Origin of the sequence: Ferrigenium kumadai (genome assembly GCF_018324385.1) — a bacterium.
Lineage (GTDB): Bacteria > Pseudomonadota > Gammaproteobacteria > Burkholderiales > Gallionellaceae > Gallionella > Gallionella kumadai.
Genome location: NZ_AP019536.1, coordinates 474,074 through 491,508, shown reverse-complemented (window position 1 = coordinate 491,508; position 17,435 = coordinate 474,074). Strand labels below are relative to the sequence as shown.

Here is a 17,435-nt window from a genome sequence, read left to right as displayed (position 1 = left end):
GCGAGCCTAGGTGAGATAGCTCTGCAGCTTGATTTCGAGCAGCCGCGGGTTATCCCCGTTAGCGATGCCCGCGAGTCCATCGACGATCATTTCGTACACGTGCCCCTGCTGCATCAGGATGGATTTCAGCTTGTTCGCGATCGGCAGGAACAACAGGTTGGCAAAAGCCACGCCGTAGATGGTCGCAACGAAAGCCACGGCGATACCTCCACCCAGCTTGCTCGGCTCGGCCAGGTTCTGCATGACGTGCATCAGGCCCAGCACCGCACCGATGATGCCGATGGTCGGAGAATAGCCCGCAGCGGCCTCCCACACCCGCGCCGACTGCCAGCGCAGCTGTTCCCAGGAATGGATATCCACATCCAGCACATCGCGGATCTTTTCGGCATTATTGCCATCCACCAGCAGCTGCAGCCCCTTTTTCAGGAACGGATCGGAAACCGTGGCGATGCGGCTCTCCAGCGCGAGGATGCCCTCCTTGCGGGCCAGGATGCTCCAGTCCGTCAATTGCCTGGCTATCTCGCGGCTGCGCAGTTGCGGCGTGACGAATGCCCAGCGCGACATCTTCATCGCCGTGACGAACACTTTCCGTGGGGATTGAACCATCACCGCCCCAAGCGTGCCGCCGAACACGATCAGGAAAGCCGCGACCTGGAACAGGATGGAAATATCTCCCCCCTCCAGTATCTGGCCGGTCATGATTCCGACCACCCCGATCACCAGACCGAATACCGTGAGCTTGTCCATCGATTCAATATCCCTTCATCCAGCTGCGCAGCCTTGCCACCGCCTGGCTGTGCAACTGTGAAACACGTGACTCGCTCACCCCGAACACCGCGCCGACCTCGCGCAGATTCATCTCCTGCTCGTAAATCATCCCCATCAACATCCGCTCCCGCTCCGGCAGGTTCTCGATCGCGCGTATCAGTTCGACCCTGAAGCGCTCATCCGCGAGCAGCGCCAGAGGATCGGCATCGCTGTCGAACTCGAAGCGTTCGAAGAAATCGTCGTGATCCTCGTCGTGGAAATCCTCGTAATACACCAGTTGCGCGCCGCGCGATTCCTGCAGCAGCTGCTGGTATTCGGCAAGAGGCATATCCAGCTCCTTGGCGATCTCGGTCTCGTTCGGCGAGCGCCCCAGCTTCTGCTGCAATCGGCTGATCGCGGCTTCGATGCGGCGCATGTCGCGGCGCAGGCTGCGCGGCAGCCAGTCGGCCTCGCGCAACTCGTCCAGCATCGCACCGCGGATGCGTTGCGTCGCATAGGTCTCGAACTGCGCACCGTGGAATTCGTCGTAGCGGCTGGCCGCATCCAGCAACCCCATCATGCCTGCCTGGATGATGTCGTCGATCTGCACGCTGTAGGGCAGCTTGACCATCATCTGATGTGCGATCCGCTTCACCAGCGGGGCATAATCCCGCAGGCATTGTTCCTTGTCGTTTAATCCGATAGCCGTGTACATGCCCGCTAGTTTACAACGTGTGCCATTTCTCTGCTGTGCCGCTGTAGGGGCTGGGCCACTTGCCGCACCAAGCTCTGGATGATGGCGCGCACCCCGGTTTCCGCCTCATCCTGCTGCACCGGCAACCGCAACAGCTTTTCCGACATGGTCAGGCAGGCACGAGCCGACACGGCGGTGGGGAATGCCTCGACCACCGGACGTCCCAGCTGGGTAGCGCGCATCAGCCTCTCGTCCTGCGGTATGCAGCCCAAGTATTCCAGGCACACGGCGAGGTTGCGCCGCGCCACCTTGGCCATGTTTTCGAACACCGTCAGCGCCGCCTGTTCATCGGCGACCTTGTTCACCACGATCTCGAATCGCATGCGCGCATTCTCGAGCGCCAACCGCTTGATCAGCGCATAACTCTCGGTGATGCCGCTGGCGGTGGCGTCCACCACCACCAGCAACGCCGCGCCATTCGCCAGGCTGGACGACACGGCGGTCCGGCCGGCCAGCCCTTCGGCGCGGCTCAGGGAAGGCATCGCGGCATCCACCAGCATCACGTCAACGCCGTTGCTAAGGCCGGTCAGCGCGTCCTCGAGACGCTGCTGCTCGTCGCGACTCAGGCACGCCAACTCGTGCATGGCGCGTGCGGCGGGCACCACGCCGAATCCCCTGGTCTTCAGCAGCGCCTGTTTGGGATGACACTTGCCCTGCGCCACATCCAGCAGGTCATGGCCGGCAAACAGGCCCAGGCGATCCAGCAGATTGTCCGGCGCATGGTTCTCGTCCAGCACCAGCACGTCCTTGCCGGAGCGCGCCAGGGCTGAGGCCAGATTGATGGTCACGCTGGTGCGGCCAATGCCGGACTTGCCCGCCACCACAGTGATCACCTGCGTCTGGTTACGCAGCAGCAAACGACGCAGCCCTTCCGCCTGATCGATCCCGATCTCAGAGCGCATAAGCGGCCTCTCCGGTCGAGACGCCGGACATCAGCGCCGGAAACTCCAGTTCATGCAAAGTGAACGGGGTCTTCTCTTCCGCCGGTTTGAGGGCGCGGTGCAACAGGTAATCCGGATTGACGGGGTACAGGTCCTCCGGCACGCGCTGGCCGTTGGCGATGTAGTGCATCACCAGGCGATGGCGCACCGCCACGTCCAGCACGGCGCCGAGGCTCGCGGCTTCGTCGAGTTTGGTGGCGATGCAGCCGATTACTTTTTCGCTGTGATACATGCGTGCCACGTCTTCCAGGGTGTCACCGCTGCTGGTCGCATTCAACAGCAGCAAACGCTGCACGCCGGTCGCGTCGAACATCTCGTTCTGGTCGCCCACGCGCTCGTCGCGCTGCCCCATGCCCACGGTGTCGATCAGTACCAGATGCTTGTGCTTGAGCGCGGAAAGCGTCAGGCGCAGGTCGTCGGTGTCCTTCACCGCATGCACCGCCACACCGAGGATCTTGCCGTAGATCTTGAGCTGCTCGTAGGCGCCGATACGGTAGCTGTCGGTGGTCAGCAGCGCCACCTTGTCCGCGCCGTAGCGCACCACCGCGCGCGCCGCCAGCTTGGCGGTGGTGGTGGTCTTGCCCACCCCGGTCGGGCCGATCAATGCATACACGCCGCCCTTGGCGACGATGTCGTCCGACTCGCCCGCCACGCGCAGATTTCGCTTCAACACCTGCTTGATCCACGACTCGCCCTGCTCTTTTCCGGCCGGCAGCTTGTCCATCAACTGGCGTGCCAGCAACGCGCTGAACCCGGAATTCAGCATCCGGCGCAACAGCCCGGCGCGCTGCGGATCGCGCTGCTGCACGTCGTTCCACGACATTGCGGCGAGCTGTTGCTGCAGCACGCTGTGCATGTTCTTGATCTCGCCGAGGATGCTGTCGGCAGACTGGGGCGCCGCGATCGCGGATTGAGGAACGGCGACAGGCTTGACCGGCTCACTCTGCGGTTCAACGGACTTGGCGATGGCCAGCAGGCCGGCATGAGCGACCGGCTTGGCCGCAGACTTCACGCCTTTCTGCGCCGGAGCATGATCGGTCAATTGTTCGATCGCCTCGTTGGCCATCGCGATGATCTCCACGCCCTCGGCCACCTTGCGATTGGACAGGATCACTGCCTCGTCGCCCAGCTCGTCGCGGATGTCCCTCAATGCCTGACGTGCCGTCGGGGCGATGAATTTTCTCATGTTCATGCTCTACCTCCTACCATTGCGGTCACCCGGATCGATTTGAAATCCGGGACCTCATCGTGCGAAATCACCCTAATGTTCGGTACGGCCCGCTTCAGGAAGCGCGCCAGCAGGTCGCGCAACTGCGACGGCACCAGCATCACCGTCGGCAAGCCCATCTGTTCCTGCACCTCGGCGGCTGCGCGCGACTCGCGCAGCACGGTGTCGGCCAGTCCCGGCTCGATGCCGACGCCGCCTTGCGCGGACTGCATCGCCTGCATCAGGACGTATTCCAGATCCTTGTCCATGCCGATCACTTGCAGCTCCTGCGCACCGTTGTAGAACTGCTGCACGATGGCAGGGCCGAGCGCCACGCGCACCAGCGAGGTCAGCTGGAAAGGATCCTGGCTGCGCGGCGCATACTCGGCCAATGTCTCGACGATGGTGCGCATGTCGCGGATGTGCATGCCCTCGTCCAGCAGGTTCTGCAGCACTTTCTGCACCACGCCCAGCGGCAGCGTCTTGGGCACCAGGTCCTCGACCAGCTTGGGCGAGACCTTGGCGAGGTGGTCGAGCAGCTGCTGCACTTCCTGGCGGCCGAGCAGTTCGGCGGCGCGCGTGCTGATCAGGTGGCTCAGATGCGTCGCCACCACCGTACCCGGATCGACCACGGTGTAGCCCATCACCTGCGCCTGGTCGCGCATTGCAAGATCGATCCACACAGCAGGCAAACCGAAGGCCGGATCGCGCGTCTGCATGCCCGGCAGTTCCCCGCTCACGCTGCCGGGATTGATCGCCAGCAACTGGTTCGGGTAAGCCTCGCCGCTGCCCATTTCCACGCCCTTGAGGGTGATGCGGTAACCGTTCGGACGCAGGTCCAGGTTGTCGCGGATGTGCACGGACGGCGGCAGGAAACCGATGTCCTGGGTGAATTTCTTGCGAATGCCCTTGATGCGGCGCAACAGATCGCCGTCCTGAGTCTTGTCCACCAGCGTGATGAGGCGATAGCCGACTTCCAGTCCCAGCACATCGACCTGAGCGACGTCTTCCCAGCTTGCCTCGGGCGATTCGGTGACGACCGGCGCCGCCGCAACCTCGGCCTGCTCCAGCTCAACCGCCTTCTCGCTCTTTTGCGTCAGGTACCAGGCCAGGCCGCCCATCGAGCCGGCCAGCAGCAGGAAGGCGAAGTTCGGCATGCCGGGGATCAGGCCCATCGAGCCGATGATCGCGGCGGTCAGCATGATGACCTGCGGTTGCTTGAACAATTGGCCGACCAGTTGCTGGCCGATGTTCTCCTCGCTGGAAACGCGGCTGACCACGATACCAGCCGCGGTCGAGATCACCAGCGCCGGAATCTGCGCCACCAGGCCGTCGCCGATGGTCAGCAGCGTGTAGTTCTTGGCCGCCACGGAAATATCGAGGCCGTGCTGCACCACGCCGACGATCAGTCCGCCGACGATGTTGATCAGCAGGATGATGATGCCCGCCACCGCGTCGCCGCGCACGAACTTGCTGGCACCGTCCATCGAACCGTAGAAGTCCGCTTCCTGCGCGATCTCGGCACGGCGCTTGCGTGCCACGTCTTCGCCGATCAGACCCGCGTTCAGGTCCGCATCGATCGCCATCTGCTTGCCGGGCATCGCATCCAGGGTGAAGCGCGCGCCCACCTCGGCGATACGTCCGGCGCCCTTGGTGATCACCACGAAGTTGATCACCACCAGGATGGAGAACACCACGATACCGACGGCGTAGTTGCCGCCGACGAGGAAGTGGCCGAACGATTCGATCACCTTGCCCGCGGCGGCAGGGCCGGTGTGGCCTTCGAGCAACACGATGCGGGTGGAAGCCACGTTCAGCGACAGGCGCAGCAGGGTGGTGATCAGCAGCACGGTGGGGAATACCGCGAAATCCAGCGGCTTGGTGGTGTTCATGCTGACCAGCAGCACCATGATGGCAATCGCGATATTGAACGTGAACAGGATATCCAGCAGCATCGGCGGCAACGGCAGCACCATCATCGCCAGGATCATCACGATCAGCACGGGGCCGGCCATACTGACCAGTCCGGCGCGCTTGATATAGTTTTGCAGTGTGAGCAGTAGGTCCATTTCGCACTTCCTGTTGTTCCGTCATCCCGATGACGGGAATGACTCCTTGGTAGTGCCTATTATCTGGAACTGCCGCGCAAGCGATGATGTGAATAAGGGGGGTTTTCCGCTGCTATTTGCCGCGCCGGGCTACCAACCCGGCAGTTCGCGCTTTTCCTGCTGCCCTGGCGGCTGGGGCTGGCTGGCCGGATCGAGCTCCTTCGGCACCGGCAATTCACCCGGCTCCTGCGGACGCGCTCCGCCCTGCTTTTCGTAGCTGCGCAACTGGAAGACATAAGCCAGCACTTGGGCGACGGCGGTATACAGCGCCTCGGGGATGGATTCGCCCAGGTCGGTATGCTTGTGCAACGCACGCGCCAGCGGCGGCGCTTCGAGGATGGGCACATGGTTCTCCCGGGCGATCTCGCGGATGCGCAATGCCATCAGATGCGAGCCTTTCGCCACCACCACCGGCGCGCGCATCCCGGTCTCGGCGTACTTCAGCGCCACCGCATAGTGCGTCGGGTTGGTCACCACCACATCGGCGGTCGGGATCGCAGCCATCATGCGGCGACGGGCAGCCTCGCGCTGCAACTGGCGGATGCGTCCCTTGACCATCGGGTCGCCCTCGCTCTCCTTGGATTCCTGGCGCACCTCTTCCTTGGTCATCATCAGCTTCTTGTTGTGATCCCACAGCTGGAACGGCACATCGATCAGCACGATCAGCAACATCGCGCCGACGATCATCATGAAACTCGAACCGACCAGGTGGCCCATTTCCGGAATGGCATCGACCGCAGATTGCGCACCGAGCGCCATCACCGCATCCTTGTTGTGCCAGATCACCCATGCGGCAACGCCGCCGATCAGCAGCGACTTGGCGATCGCCTTGGCCAGCTCGACCAGCGAATTCGCGGAGAACATCCGGCCGATGCCGGAGATCGGATTCATTCGGGAGAACTGCGGCTGCAGAGCCTGGGCACTGAAGATCCAGCCGTTCAGCAGCATCGGGGAAAATGCCGCAGCCAGCAGTACCGCCAGCAGCAACGGCGCGAAGGTGATCAGCACTTCCAGAGAAAGATCATACAGACGCAAGGTCATCAGGCTGGGATTGAACGCCATCTCGCGGTCGAGCGTCAGGCCGTCGTGCAGCAGCTTGACCATGTGCTGGGTGAACGTATCGCCCATGAACCACAGCGTCCCGCCGCCCGCCAGCAGCACGGCGAAGGTGGACAGCTCGCGTGAGCGCGCGACTTGACCTTTTTCTCTTGCCTGGTCAAGTCGCCGCTGTGAGGGCTGTTCTGTTTTTTCTAGATCGCTGTCTTCTGCCATGGGGGCCGTCCCTGCCGCAATGCGGCGTCATGGCGATTATCGGCAACCCGTGCAAGTTCGATCGCGCGAATAGCGGGGGTATTCGAAGGCTATTAGCCGATTTTCAGGTGGGCCAGCACGCGTTCCATCATTTTTTCCAGCGGCACGACCTCGTCCACCGCGCCCAGCGCGATGGCTTCGCGCGGCATGCCGAACACCACGCAACTCGCCTCGTCCTGCGCGAAGTTGTACGCCCCGGCGCGGCGCATCTCCAGCATCGCCGCCGCGCCGTCCTTGCCCATGCCGGTCAGCATCACGCCGACGGCATTGCTGCCCAGCAACTTCGCGGCGGAATGGAACAGCACCTCGACCGAAGGCCGGTGTCGATTCACCGGCGGGTCCTTGCTCAGCGCCGTGCAATACCCTGCGCCGCAGCGCTCCAGCAACAGGTGGGAATGGCCGGGGGCGAGGTAGATATGCCCCGGCTGGATGACCTCGTGGTGCTCGGCCTCCTTCACCCGCATCCGGCACAGGCCGTCCAGCCGCGCGGCGAACGAATGTGTGAACGATTCGGGCATATGCTGCGCGATCAGGATGGCCGGTGCATGCGCCGGCATCCCCGTCAGGAACACCTTGAGCGCCTCCGTACCGCCGGTAGACGAGCCGACCACGATGATGCGCCGCCCGCTCCCCAGCAAAGTGCCGTGAGTACTGCCGGACGATGGCTCGGCATCATGATCCATCATGCGCGAAGGCCCCTGGCCAGCTCGTACACGGTGTGGCCGCGCAGCTTGAACCAGGCATCGGCGTGGTAGAAACTCTCGGAGTGGCCCGCGAACAGCAGGCCGTCGCTCCGCAACAGGGGAGCGAACTTTTTCAGTATCGCCAGTTGCGTATCCTTGTCGAAATAGATCATCACATTGCGGCAGAAGATCGCATCCAGTTGTTCGCGTATCGGCCAGCTGCCGTCCAGCAGATTGATGCGCTGGAAGCTGACCATGCGCTGAAGCTCGGGGAGCACCTGCACGAAGCCGGCATCCTCGCCCTTGCCGCGCACGAAGAATCTGTCGATCTGCGCTGGCGACATCTTGATCACGGATTCCAGCTTGTAGCGGCCGGTGCGAGCGCTCTGCAACACCCTGGTATCAAGGTCGGAGGCGATGATCCTGACCGGACAGTCAAAGCCGCCGAATGCCTCCACCGCGGTCATCGCCATGGAATAGGCCTCTTCCCCCGTCGAACAGGCGGAGCACCACAGCACGATGGGCCTCGCCGTGCCCAGTTTGCGCAGGTGTTCGGCCAGAACGGGGAAATGGTGCGCCTCGCGGAAGAACGAAGTGAGGTTGGTGGTCAGCGAATTGGTGAATGCCTCCCACTCCGCCTCATCGCCCCGTTGCAAGCGCTCCAGATACTCGGCGAAGGTCTTGATGCCGGTCGCGCGCAGCCGCCTGGCGAGGCGGCTGTATACCAGTTCCTGCTTGGTGTCGCCCAGCGCGATCCCGGCATGCTCGCGGATCAGCTTGCGGATCAGCTGGAAGTCCTGCGCGGTGAAGTGGAATTCGCGCGTTAGCGGCGTAGTCATCAATGTCCGCGCACGTCGCTGAGCAGCTCCTTGATGTCGAGGATCAGCACGATGTCGCCCTCGCTGGACATGGTCACGCCCGCCACGCCCTTGGGCCGGAAGGTGTCCAGCGACTTGATCACAACATCATCGTGCCCGGCGAAGCCATCCGCCGACAGGATGAAGCTGTTGTTGCCGAACTGCATCAGCACGCCCACTTCCGGTGAGCCGCTTTGCTCCCAGCCGATCAGCTGCGCCAGCGGCAGCACCGGCAGCACCTCGCCGCGCACCACCATGGTCGCCCTGCCGGAAACCTGCTGCAACTGCTCCGGCGTCACGGACAGGATCTCGCGCACCATCGACAGCGGCACGGCGAACGACTGCTCGCCCAGGCGCAGGATCAGCACCGGCAGGATCGCCAGGGTGATGGTGAACACGCTGCCCTTGCCGGGCTCGGAGTGGATGGCGATAGAGCCGTTGAGCTTCTGGATGTTGGTCTTCACCACGTCCATGCCCACGCCGCGCCCGGACACGCTGGATATCTCGTCCTTGGTCGAGAAGCCCGGCAGGAAGATCAGTTCCAGACACTGGCTCTCGTCCAGAGTATTGGCGATCTCGTTGGTGATCAGTCCTTTTTCGACCGCCTTGTTGCGGATCACTTCGGGACGCATGCCGCGGCCGTCGTCCGCGATGGTGATCAGGATGTGGTCGCCTTCCTGACGCGCGGAAAGTTCGACCATGCTCTTCTCCGGCTTGCCGGCGGCGATACGGCCTTCCACCGTTTCCACGCCGTGGTCCACCGCGTTGCGCACCAGGTGCACCAGCGGATCGTTGAGGTCCTCGATCATGGTCTTGTCCATCTCGGTCTCTTCGCCGGACAGCACCAGTTCCACGTCCTTGCCCAGCGAGCGAGCCAGGTCGCGCGCCAGGCGCGGGTATTTCTTGAACAGCCGGCCAATGGGCTGCATGCGCGTCTTCATCACCGCGTTCTGCAGGTTCACCACCAGCATGTCCAGCTGACTGACCGACTGGTCGAGTTCACGCAGGGTGTCCGCGTCGTTGCGGCCCTGCATGATGTTGGAACGCAAGTGGGTCAGGCGGTTCTTGGTCAGGCCGATCTCGCCGGACAGGTTCAGCACCTGATCCAGCCGGTCGGTGTCCACGCGGATGGTGGACTCCTTCGCTTCCTTCGCCGGAACGTCGCCCTCGCGGCGGCCCACAGTCGCGCCGGGCACGTCGCTGGCGCGGCGCCCGAAGGCCTTCTTGGTGGACTCTTCCTCGTTGATCGCCTGCTTGATCTCTTCCGGGTCGCGTTTCGCACCAACCTGCGCGACGATGTCGCTGCCACCGGTCAGCGCGTTATACAGTTTTTCCCAATCCACGCCATCCGCCCCCGCTGGAGCCGATGCACCTGGTGCTGGCGCCGGAGCGGCTGCAGGTGCAGCGCTCTTCGCAACCGGCGCGATGGCCTTCCCGCTCAATGCGGCCTTCAGGCCGTCGATCACGTCGGCCGGAGCCGCGCTGGGTTGCAGGCTTTGCTGCAACGCGCCGAACATCCTGCGCACCTCGGCGGTTGCGGCGAAGATCACATCCATCAGTTCCGCGCTCAGGGTGAGTTCACGGTTGCGCAGCTTGTCGAACAGGTTCTCGGTGAGGTGGCACAGGGTCACCAGCTCGGTCGCATTGAGGAAGCCCGCGCCGCCCTTGATGGTGTGGAAACCGCGGAATATCTCATTGAGCAGCTTGCTGTCCTCGGGGTATTTCTCCAGATCCATCAGCTTGCTGTCCACCTCGGAGAGCATGTCCCCGGCTTCCAGCAAGAAATCCTGCAGCAGCTCTTCCATTCCAACGAAGTCGTTCATGTTTACACTCCTTGTAGGTCGGGTTTTAACCCGACGCACCTTGTCGGACTGAAGTCCGACCTACAGTTAAAATCCCAGACTTTCCAGCAAATCGTCCACCTGATCCTGGTTGCTCACCACATCCGTGCGCCCTGCCGGATTGATGACCGGGCCATTCAGCAGCCCGGTGTTGATCTCTGCCTTGACCGAGGCCGGCGCATTTTCCAGCAACAGCGCCAGCAGCTGCTGTTCCATGTTCTGCGTCACCTCGATGATCTTCTTGATGACCTGCCCTGTCAGGTCCTGGAAATCCTGCGCCATCATGATCTCCATGAGGTAGGTATTGGTCACCTTGGTCTGCTTCGGCACTTCATACAGGAAGGCATGGGTCTGCGTGACCAGATTCTTGAACTGCTCGACATCCAGCTTCTTCTCGAACAGCAATTCCCATTGTTTGGACAGGCGGTGCGCCTCGACTTCCATCTTCTCCACCACCGGCTGCGCCGCCTCGGTCGCGTTCAGCACGCGCTCCGCCGCCTGTTGCGTCAGCGTCGCCACGTAATTCAGGCGGTCGCGCGCATCGGGGATGGTGGAGGCGGCCTTCTCGATCTCCTTCTGCAAGCCCAGTTCGCGCAAGGTGTCGTGCAGCGTGCGCGCCATCTGGCCGATCTGGTTGATCACCTTGCTGTTGTCCGCGCTGCCGGCCGGGCTTTCGTTGGCGGCGCCCTGCGGCGCGGATTCCGCAGTGTTCGCGGCGACGATGCTGTCGAACAGGGCCTCGAGATCGTCGGAATCTTGGGTTGCAGTATTGGTAGCCATGGCATCACTCACTTTTGCATGTTTTGAAAAATTTTCTTCAGCTTCTCATCCAGCGTCGCCGCGGTGAACGGCTTCACCACATAACCCGAGGCACCCGCCTGTGCCGCCTCGATGATGTTCTCCTTCTTCGCCTCAGCCGTCACCATCAGGACCGGCAAGTGCTTGAGATTGGCATCCGCGCGGATGTTGCGCAACAACTCGATGCCAGTCATGTTCGGCATGTTCCAGTCGGACACTACGAAATCGAATTTATCGGCGCGCAACTTGGCCAGCGCATCGACTCCGTCTTCCGCCTCCTGGACGTTGACGAACCCCAGCTCCTTGAGCAGGTTGCGCACGATGCGGCGCATCGTGGAGAAATCGTCCACCACCAGAAATTTTGTATCTTCTATTCCCACAACCTTCTCCTTATGTACGGGCGGATCTGAAACCCGCCCCTACGCAACCTGCGGCATCAAACCAGCAACGGACGCAACGTTTCCGACAACACCAGCGAATCGAACTTCGACACGTAATAGTCCACCCCGACGCGCTTGCCCATTGCGCGGTTCGCATCCGAGGACAGCGACGAATGCATCACCACCGGGATGTCGTCGAAACGGTGGTCGCCCTTGATGTTCTGGGTCAGCACGTAGCCGTCCATCTCCGGCATCTCCGCATCGGTCAGGATCACCTGGATCTGGTCGTGCAGGTTGGTTCCGGCGCTTTGCGCGGCGTCCGCCATCGCCTTGAGCCGGTCCCAGCCCTCGCGGCCATTGTTCGCCTGGATGTGCTTGACCCCCATCTTGTCCAGCACCTCGCCGATCTTCCTGCGCGCCACCAGCGAATCGTCAGCGAAGAAGATGCACAGTTCGCGGTCGGAATGCACCCGCTCCACGTTGCCGACCACGCCCTCGCCGAACGCATTCGCCAGTATCTGCTCGACATCGAGGATGGACACCAGCGAGCCGTCCTCCAGTTCGGTGATGGCGGTGATGAGCGCGCCCTTGTCCGAGAGCATCCCCTCGGTAGCGCGCACTTTGTCCCAATCGACGCGGATGATGCGGTCTACCCCTTTCACCAGGAATCCGAGGATATGGCGGTTGTATTCGGCGACCAGCATGGTCTGGTTGCTCTCGCCCCCCGGCGCCCCCATGAATTTGGCCAGGTTCAGCACCGGCATCACGTGGCCGCGCAGGCTCACGATGCCGTCCACGCCGTGCGGCATGTTCGGCGTGCGGGTGATCTTGCCGGCCTGGCACACCTCCTTGACCTTGAACACGTTGATGCCGAATTTTTCGTCGCTGCCCAAGCCGAACAACAGGATCTCCATCTTGTTGGTGCCGGCCAGATTGGTGCGTGCATCGATATGGTCCAGCAAACTATCCTGATTGCCACCCAACATGTCTTCTGTATAACTCATCATTCCTCTCCTCGCATGCGTTGCCGGGATATCAAGCCAACAACCGCGCTAACGTCTGAGCCAGCTTCTGCGGCTCGAACTTCGGCACATACTCGTCCACCCCGACGGTCTTGCCGAGTTGCTGGTTAGACGAACTGGAAAGCGACGAGTGCATCAGCACCGGTATGCCGCTGAATCTCTTGTCCGACTTGATCTTGCGCGTCAGCATGTAACCGTCCATCTCGGGCATCTCCACGTCGGTGAGGATCACCTGCACCATGTCCCTGACCTGCGTATGGGTCGCATCCGCGTAATCCGCCATCTTCGACAGTTCCAGCCACGCCTGGCGGCCGTTGATCGCGGCGATGTATTTCACGCCCATCGCGTCCAGGGTGCGCGCGATCTGGTGCCTGGCCACCGAGGAATCGTCGGCGAAGAACACCGTACGGTCCTCCTTGTCCAGCGGCTTCACGCTCTTGAGGATCAAATCGTCGGCATCGAAACGGCTGGTCTCAGACAGCACCTTTTCCACGTCCATCATCATCACCAGGCGGCCATCCTTCAATTCGGTGATCGCCGTCACCAGTCCGCCCATTTGCGCCACCAGCATCGCGGGCGGCACGCGCATCGCCGACCAATCCAGGCGCAGGATGTTGTCCACCGCCTTGACCAGGAAGCCCTGTGTATGGCCGTTGTATTCGGTGACGATCATGATCTCCGGCTTGTCCTCGGAATCGACGCCCGCATATTTGGCCAGGTCGATCACCGGCACCAGCGCACCGCGCAGGCTGACCATGCCCTCTACCGACTCCGGCATCTCCGGCGCACGGGTGATCTGCGGGATGCGCATCACCTCGCGCACCTTGAATACGTTGATGCCGTAGGTCTCCTCGCGCCCGGTGCGCTTGTCGTGCCCGAGCGTGAACATCAGAATCTCCAGCTTGTTGGTTCCCGCCAGCTTGGTTCGCGCATCAATATTTTTTAACAGGTCCGACATTTCTCATTCCTCTCTTGAAGCTCCACATCCGTCACCCGGTCTTCCCCGGGCATCCATCGCTTCGCCGCCATGGCACGGTTTAATGACAAAACCATCTTGTAAATGTCCCTCACCCAAGCCCGCACTTGGTCAACGGATACCCTGCCTTCCGCAATTCATCGGCCGAGCTGGCCAGCTCTTCCGCTGCGGCCTTGGCATCCTTGGCGGAATGGGTATTGTTGTCCACCAGGCCGGTGATGCGCTCCAGGCTGTTCGCCACACTCTCGCCGGCAGCCGATTGTTCGCGGGACGCCATGGCGATGTGGTCGACGCGTTCGGCGACATTGACCGAGGCGCTCATGATCTCTTTCAGCCCCTCGCCGTTCTTGCGGATCAGGCCTATGCTGCTTTCGACTTCGGACACCGCACCGTGCATGGATTGCACCGCCGCTTCGGAGATCGCATTGATCTCGCCGATGGTCTTGGCGATGTCCTTGGTGCTGGTGGCCGTGCGCTCGGCAAGCTTGCGAACCTCGTCCGCCACCACCGCAAAACCGCGCCCCTGCTCGCCGGCACGCGCCGCCTCGATAGCCGCATTCAACGCCAGCAGATTGGTCTGGTCGGCGATATCCTTGATGGCATTCGCGATCACACCGATCTTCTCGATGGACGCCCCCAGATCGGAGATCGTCTTGCTGGAAGACTGCACGGTATCCGACACCTTGCTGGTTGCGGCGATGCTGAGCTCCATGTTGCGATTGTTTTCCTCGACGATCTTTTGCATCGCCCGCGCGTCCTTGAGCGAATCGTCGGCCATGTTCGCCACTTCGGCGACCGACTGGCTGAATTCCTCCATCGTGCTGGCGATCTGCTGGATATGATCCTGCTCGGTCACCGCATTGTCCGCCACACCGGACACCCTGGCGTCCATGTCCTCGATGCGTTTCTGGATCTGCGCCACCGGCGTCACAATCTCGTCCACCATGGTGCGCAGATAGGTCTGCATGGTCTGGATCTCGCACAACAGGAAGCCCATCTCATCCCAGATGGAGATATCCAGCTCGCTGTCGAGATTGCCCTCCATGACGTTCCTGAACTCCCGCTTGACCGCATTGGCCGGGCGGTCGACATAGCGATTGACGCAATAGCCGATGAAGAAGAACAGGAAGATGTGCAAGGCGATCTGGCCGCCTATCGTCTGCATCTCCATACGGTGGATGCGATCATAGTCCGGCTTCATGTCGATCACCACGTCGGTCGCCCCGAGCACCGTGCCTTCCGCCACGGCATGACAGCCGGTGCAATCGGTGCCGTGGAAATCCTTGCTCGCCACCACCGGCGTCACCACCCGCAAGATCGGCAATCCGTTGGCGTCCTTGGTAAAGGCCACGCTTTGCTGCTTGCTCTCGATCACCTGCCGTTGCACTTCATCCTTGATCTGCTCTTCAGCCAGGCCGGGACCATACATATCCACCACCGGCTTGGTGCGAACGATCTGCGCCGATTTGACGTCGCTGGACGAATCGATCTTTTTGATCAGCAACTGGCGGTTGCCCGCGTCGCCGATCTGCCCCGTCACCATCAGCATGTTCGAGCTGTCGATGATCTCGTTGGCCAGTTGCTCCCCCTTCTCGGTGGCCAGCAGTTTCGATTCGCTCCTGAGATTCGAGGAAATATAAACCTGCGCCATACTCAACACGATGATCAGCGTCGCCTGGATCAGCAATTGCATCTTGGCGGTCAGCGGCCAGTTCTTGAACTTCAGCCGCTCGTATTTCGACATGACCGGCGCGCCGCTCGCATTCAGCTTCCGGTACAGCGCTTCCGCATCGGTAACCTGTTCGCGCGTGGGCGGACGGCGCACTGACACGTAGCCGGTGATGCTGCCGTTCTCGATGATGGGCGCGATGGTGGCGCGCACCCAGTAGTGGTCGCCGTTCTTGGAACGGTTCTTTACCACGCCGCGCCACGGGCGCCCCGCTTTCAGCGTGTTCCACAGCCACTTGAATGCCTGCGGCGGCATGTCGGGGTGGCGCACGATGTTGTGGTTCTTGCCGAGCAGCTCCTCGCGCGTGTAACCGGAGATGGCCACGAACGCGTCATTGGCGTAGGTGATGATGCCCTTGATGTCGGTCTTGGAGATCAACACCTTCCCTGGCGGGAAAGGCACCTCCTTTTGCGTAACGTGTGCGTTTTTGTTTTGCATGATAATCACCTAGACCCTGAACACTTCTACCGCACCGCGCACCTGCGCGGCCTTTTCTTCGAGCGCATTCGCCAGCTGCAACAGGCTTTGCGCCGCACTGGAATTCTCCTCGGACATCTGCGCCACGCGCTCCGTGCTCTTCGCCAGATCGGTCGAAGCGATGTTCTGTTCGGCAAGCGCGGCGGAAATATCGTCGATCACCCCGGACACCTCGCCGAAGCTCTGCTGGATGGATGCGATCGAGCCCTGAGCCGTTTCGGCATCGGCCACACCCTGGCGGGTCGTATTCACCACCTTGTCCATGCCGCCCAGGGCGTTGTTCGCCACTTCACCGATCCTGGCGGACATCTCATTGATCTCGTTGGTCGCATTGGCGGTGCGCTCGGCCAGCTTGCGCACCTCGTCCGCCACCACGGCAAAACCGCGCCCCTGCTCGCCGGCTCGCGCCGCCTCGATCGCTGCATTCAACGCCAGTAGGTTGGTCTGGTCGGCGATCTCCTTGATGACATTCACCACATCGCTGATGCGCGACGCATTTTCGCCGAGGCGAGACACCTCGCCGGAGGCACTCTCGATCTCCTGCGCAGTCGCCAGCAGCCCCGATACCGTCCGGTTGACCACTTGCGCGCCCTGCGCTGCGCTGCTGCGCGACTCGTCGGCGATACGCTTCGCGTTTCCGCCCTGATCGCTGATATGCGTGGTGGACACGCTCATTTCCTCGATCGCGGCTGCCATGCCGCTCACCGCATCCGACTCATGGTTGACGTTCTCGGCGATCTGCTTGGCCGAGGCCGCGAGGCTGTGCGCCATGTCTCCGACCTGATCGGCCTGGTTCTTGATCTTGCCTATCATGTCGCGCAACGCCGCCTGCATCTGGTAAGCATCCGCCAGCAAGCTGCCCGCGACGGGCCGATGACGGGACGCCATCGCAAAGTTGCCGGAGGCCATCGTGTTCACCACCTGAGCCACCTCCGCAGGATCACCGCCCAGTTGGCGCAGGACATTGCGTGTTATACCCAGACCGAACAGAACTGCCGCGACCAGGATTGCAATGCCGATCACGAGCAACTCGGTTGTGGTCGTATTGTGAGAGGAAACGAACAATTCCTGTGCGGCACGGCCTTCATTGTTCAGTGAGTCCCGAATCTTGTACATGTTTTTGTCGATCACGGTTTCCTTGGCATCCAGCCTGTCATCAACCGCCGCAACCGCCGTCATGTCTTTTTGCGCCGTACGCAACAGCGGCAGCATCTCCTTTTCGTAAATATCGACGAAATCGCGGTAAGCCTGCTGCGCGTCCTTGACCAACTGCCGCTCCTCGTCGGTATCGACGATTTGCGCAATGGCCTCCAGCCGTTTGGCTGCGGCCCCCTTGGTTTCCTGCCAGGCTTTGGTGCTTGCTGCCAGATCGATATTGATCACACTTTCGGCGGCAGCCTGGTACATCTCCAAGCCTATAGAGGCAGCCGCTGTCGCCTGGGCGCTCTCCTCGGCACGGGCATAACTCTCTTCCTGGAGCTTGCCGAGCTTGTTCATCCCGATCCAGGACAACGCGATGATGGCGACGATGGAAAGGGCGAACAACCCGACCAAAGCTAGCATTTTCTTTTGCATGATTCGCTCCTCCTGTACCTCGACTGGCG

At 61.8% G+C, this 17,435-nt stretch carries 14 protein-coding genes and 1 pseudogene; all 15 read right to left on the bottom strand.

What is annotated here, in order from left to right; translation table 11 throughout:
• Positions 1 to 6: 6 nt before the first annotated feature.
• The 15 genes and pseudogenes from FGKAn22_RS02255 to FGKAn22_RS02185 all read right to left on the bottom strand — a co-directional run bounded on the left by FGKAn22_RS02255 (position 7) and on the right by FGKAn22_RS02185 (position 17,406).
• The gene (locus FGKAn22_RS02255) at positions 7 to 747 is read right to left on the bottom strand and encodes a flagellar motor protein (protein WP_212786366.1); all 741 of its coding nucleotides are present in this window, start codon (positions 745 to 747) and stop codon (positions 7 to 9) included.
• A gap of 4 nt (positions 748 to 751) precedes the next feature.
• Positions 752 to 1,462 (bottom strand): RNA polymerase sigma factor FliA, encoded by a 711-nt coding sequence (locus tag FGKAn22_RS02250; protein ID WP_212786365.1) that lies wholly within the window; start codon positions 1,460 to 1,462, stop codon positions 752 to 754.
• A gap of 5 nt (positions 1,463 to 1,467) precedes the next feature.
• Complete coding sequence (locus FGKAn22_RS02245; RefSeq protein WP_212786364.1) at positions 1,468 to 2,403, bottom strand: MinD/ParA family ATP-binding protein; 936 nt, start codon at positions 2,401 to 2,403, stop codon at positions 1,468 to 1,470.
• The gene (gene flhF, locus FGKAn22_RS02240) at positions 2,393 to 3,634 is read right to left on the bottom strand and encodes a flagellar biosynthesis GTPase FlhF (RefSeq protein WP_212786363.1); all 1,242 of its coding nucleotides are present in this window, start codon (positions 3,632 to 3,634) and stop codon (positions 2,393 to 2,395) included. The genes FGKAn22_RS02245 and flhF overlap by 11 nt, the downstream gene beginning before the upstream one ends.
• Positions 3,631 to 5,718, bottom strand: a complete 2,088-nt coding sequence (gene flhA, locus FGKAn22_RS02235; RefSeq protein WP_212786362.1) for a flagellar biosynthesis protein FlhA — start codon at positions 5,716 to 5,718, stop codon at positions 3,631 to 3,633. Before flhA ends, flhF begins: the two co-directional genes overlap by 4 nt.
• A 129-nt stretch (positions 5,719 to 5,847) precedes the next feature.
• Positions 5,848 to 7,029, bottom strand: a complete 1,182-nt coding sequence (gene flhB, locus FGKAn22_RS02230; RefSeq protein WP_212786361.1) for a flagellar biosynthesis protein FlhB — start codon at positions 7,027 to 7,029, stop codon at positions 5,848 to 5,850.
• A 92-nt stretch (positions 7,030 to 7,121) separates the two neighbouring features.
• Positions 7,122 to 7,697: pseudogene (locus FGKAn22_RS02225) on the bottom strand (chemotaxis protein CheB); the annotation flags it as partial.
• A 53-nt stretch (positions 7,698 to 7,750) separates the two neighbouring features.
• Complete coding sequence (locus FGKAn22_RS02220; protein WP_212786359.1) at positions 7,751 to 8,590, bottom strand: CheR family methyltransferase; 840 nt, start codon at positions 8,588 to 8,590, stop codon at positions 7,751 to 7,753.
• Positions 8,590 to 10,431 carry a chemotaxis protein CheA gene (locus FGKAn22_RS02215; RefSeq protein ID WP_212786358.1) on the bottom strand — a complete coding sequence of 614 codons (1,842 nt, stop codon included), beginning with the start codon at positions 10,429 to 10,431 and terminating at the stop codon, positions 8,590 to 8,592. The genes FGKAn22_RS02220 and FGKAn22_RS02215 overlap by 1 nt, the downstream gene beginning before the upstream one ends.
• A 66-nt stretch (positions 10,432 to 10,497) precedes the next feature.
• On the bottom strand, positions 10,498 to 11,229 hold the full coding sequence (gene cheZ, locus FGKAn22_RS02210) for a protein phosphatase CheZ (protein ID WP_212786357.1): 732 nt from the start codon (positions 11,227 to 11,229) through the stop codon (positions 10,498 to 10,500).
• 8 nt (positions 11,230 to 11,237) lie between these two features.
• Complete coding sequence (cheY, locus tag FGKAn22_RS02205) at positions 11,238 to 11,627, bottom strand: chemotaxis response regulator CheY (RefSeq protein WP_212786356.1); 390 nt, start codon at positions 11,625 to 11,627, stop codon at positions 11,238 to 11,240.
• A 56-nt stretch (positions 11,628 to 11,683) separates the two neighbouring features.
• The gene (locus tag FGKAn22_RS02200) at positions 11,684 to 12,631 is read right to left on the bottom strand and encodes a chemotaxis protein (RefSeq protein ID WP_212786355.1); all 948 of its coding nucleotides are present in this window, start codon (positions 12,629 to 12,631) and stop codon (positions 11,684 to 11,686) included.
• Positions 12,632 to 12,662: 31 nt separating this feature from the next.
• Positions 12,663 to 13,607 (bottom strand): chemotaxis protein, encoded by a 945-nt coding sequence (locus tag FGKAn22_RS02195; RefSeq protein ID WP_212786354.1) that lies wholly within the window; start codon positions 13,605 to 13,607, stop codon positions 12,663 to 12,665.
• A gap of 109 nt (positions 13,608 to 13,716) precedes the next feature.
• Entirely contained in the window at positions 13,717 to 15,792 is a 2,076-nt protein-coding gene (locus FGKAn22_RS02190) for a methyl-accepting chemotaxis protein (protein WP_212786353.1), read from the bottom strand.
• Between the two features lie 9 nt (positions 15,793 to 15,801).
• Positions 15,802 to 17,406, bottom strand: a complete 1,605-nt coding sequence (locus FGKAn22_RS02185; RefSeq protein ID WP_212786352.1) for a methyl-accepting chemotaxis protein — start codon at positions 17,404 to 17,406, stop codon at positions 15,802 to 15,804.
• Positions 17,407 to 17,435: the final 29 nt, after the last annotated feature.

What these genes read in the sequence shown, in the direction of transcription:
- FGKAn22_RS02250 (WP_212786365.1), bottom strand. Translation starts at nt 1,462, where the DNA reads ATGTACACGGCTATCGGATTAAACGACAAGGAACAATGCCTGCGGGAT.
- flhB (WP_212786361.1), bottom strand. Translation starts at nt 7,029, where the DNA reads ATGGCAGAAGACAGCGATCTAGAAAAAACAGAACAGCCCTCACAGCGG.
- FGKAn22_RS02220 (WP_212786359.1), bottom strand. Translation starts at nt 8,590, where the DNA reads ATGACTACGCCGCTAACGCGCGAATTCCACTTCACCGCGCAGGACTTC.
- flhF (WP_212786363.1), bottom strand. Translation starts at nt 3,634, where the DNA reads ATGAACATGAGAAAATTCATCGCCCCGACGGCACGTCAGGCATTGAGG.
- cheZ (WP_212786357.1), bottom strand. Translation starts at nt 11,229, where the DNA reads ATGGCTACCAATACTGCAACCCAAGATTCCGACGATCTCGAGGCCCTG.
- FGKAn22_RS02255 (WP_212786366.1), bottom strand. Translation starts at nt 747, where the DNA reads ATGGACAAGCTCACGGTATTCGGTCTGGTGATCGGGGTGGTCGGAATC.
- FGKAn22_RS02200 (WP_212786355.1), bottom strand. Translation starts at nt 12,631, where the DNA reads ATGAGTTATACAGAAGACATGTTGGGTGGCAATCAGGATAGTTTGCTG.
- FGKAn22_RS02190 (WP_212786353.1), bottom strand. Translation starts at nt 15,792, where the DNA reads ATGCAAAACAAAAACGCACACGTTACGCAAAAGGAGGTGCCTTTCCCG.
- FGKAn22_RS02195 (WP_212786354.1), bottom strand. Translation starts at nt 13,607, where the DNA reads ATGTCGGACCTGTTAAAAAATATTGATGCGCGAACCAAGCTGGCGGGA.
- flhA (WP_212786362.1), bottom strand. Translation starts at nt 5,718, where the DNA reads ATGGACCTACTGCTCACACTGCAAAACTATATCAAGCGCGCCGGACTG.
- FGKAn22_RS02215 (WP_212786358.1), bottom strand. Translation starts at nt 10,431, where the DNA reads ATGAACGACTTCGTTGGAATGGAAGAGCTGCTGCAGGATTTCTTGCTG.
- FGKAn22_RS02245 (WP_212786364.1), bottom strand. Translation starts at nt 2,403, where the DNA reads ATGCGCTCTGAGATCGGGATCGATCAGGCGGAAGGGCTGCGTCGTTTG.
- FGKAn22_RS02185 (WP_212786352.1), bottom strand. Translation starts at nt 17,406, where the DNA reads ATGCAAAAGAAAATGCTAGCTTTGGTCGGGTTGTTCGCCCTTTCCATC.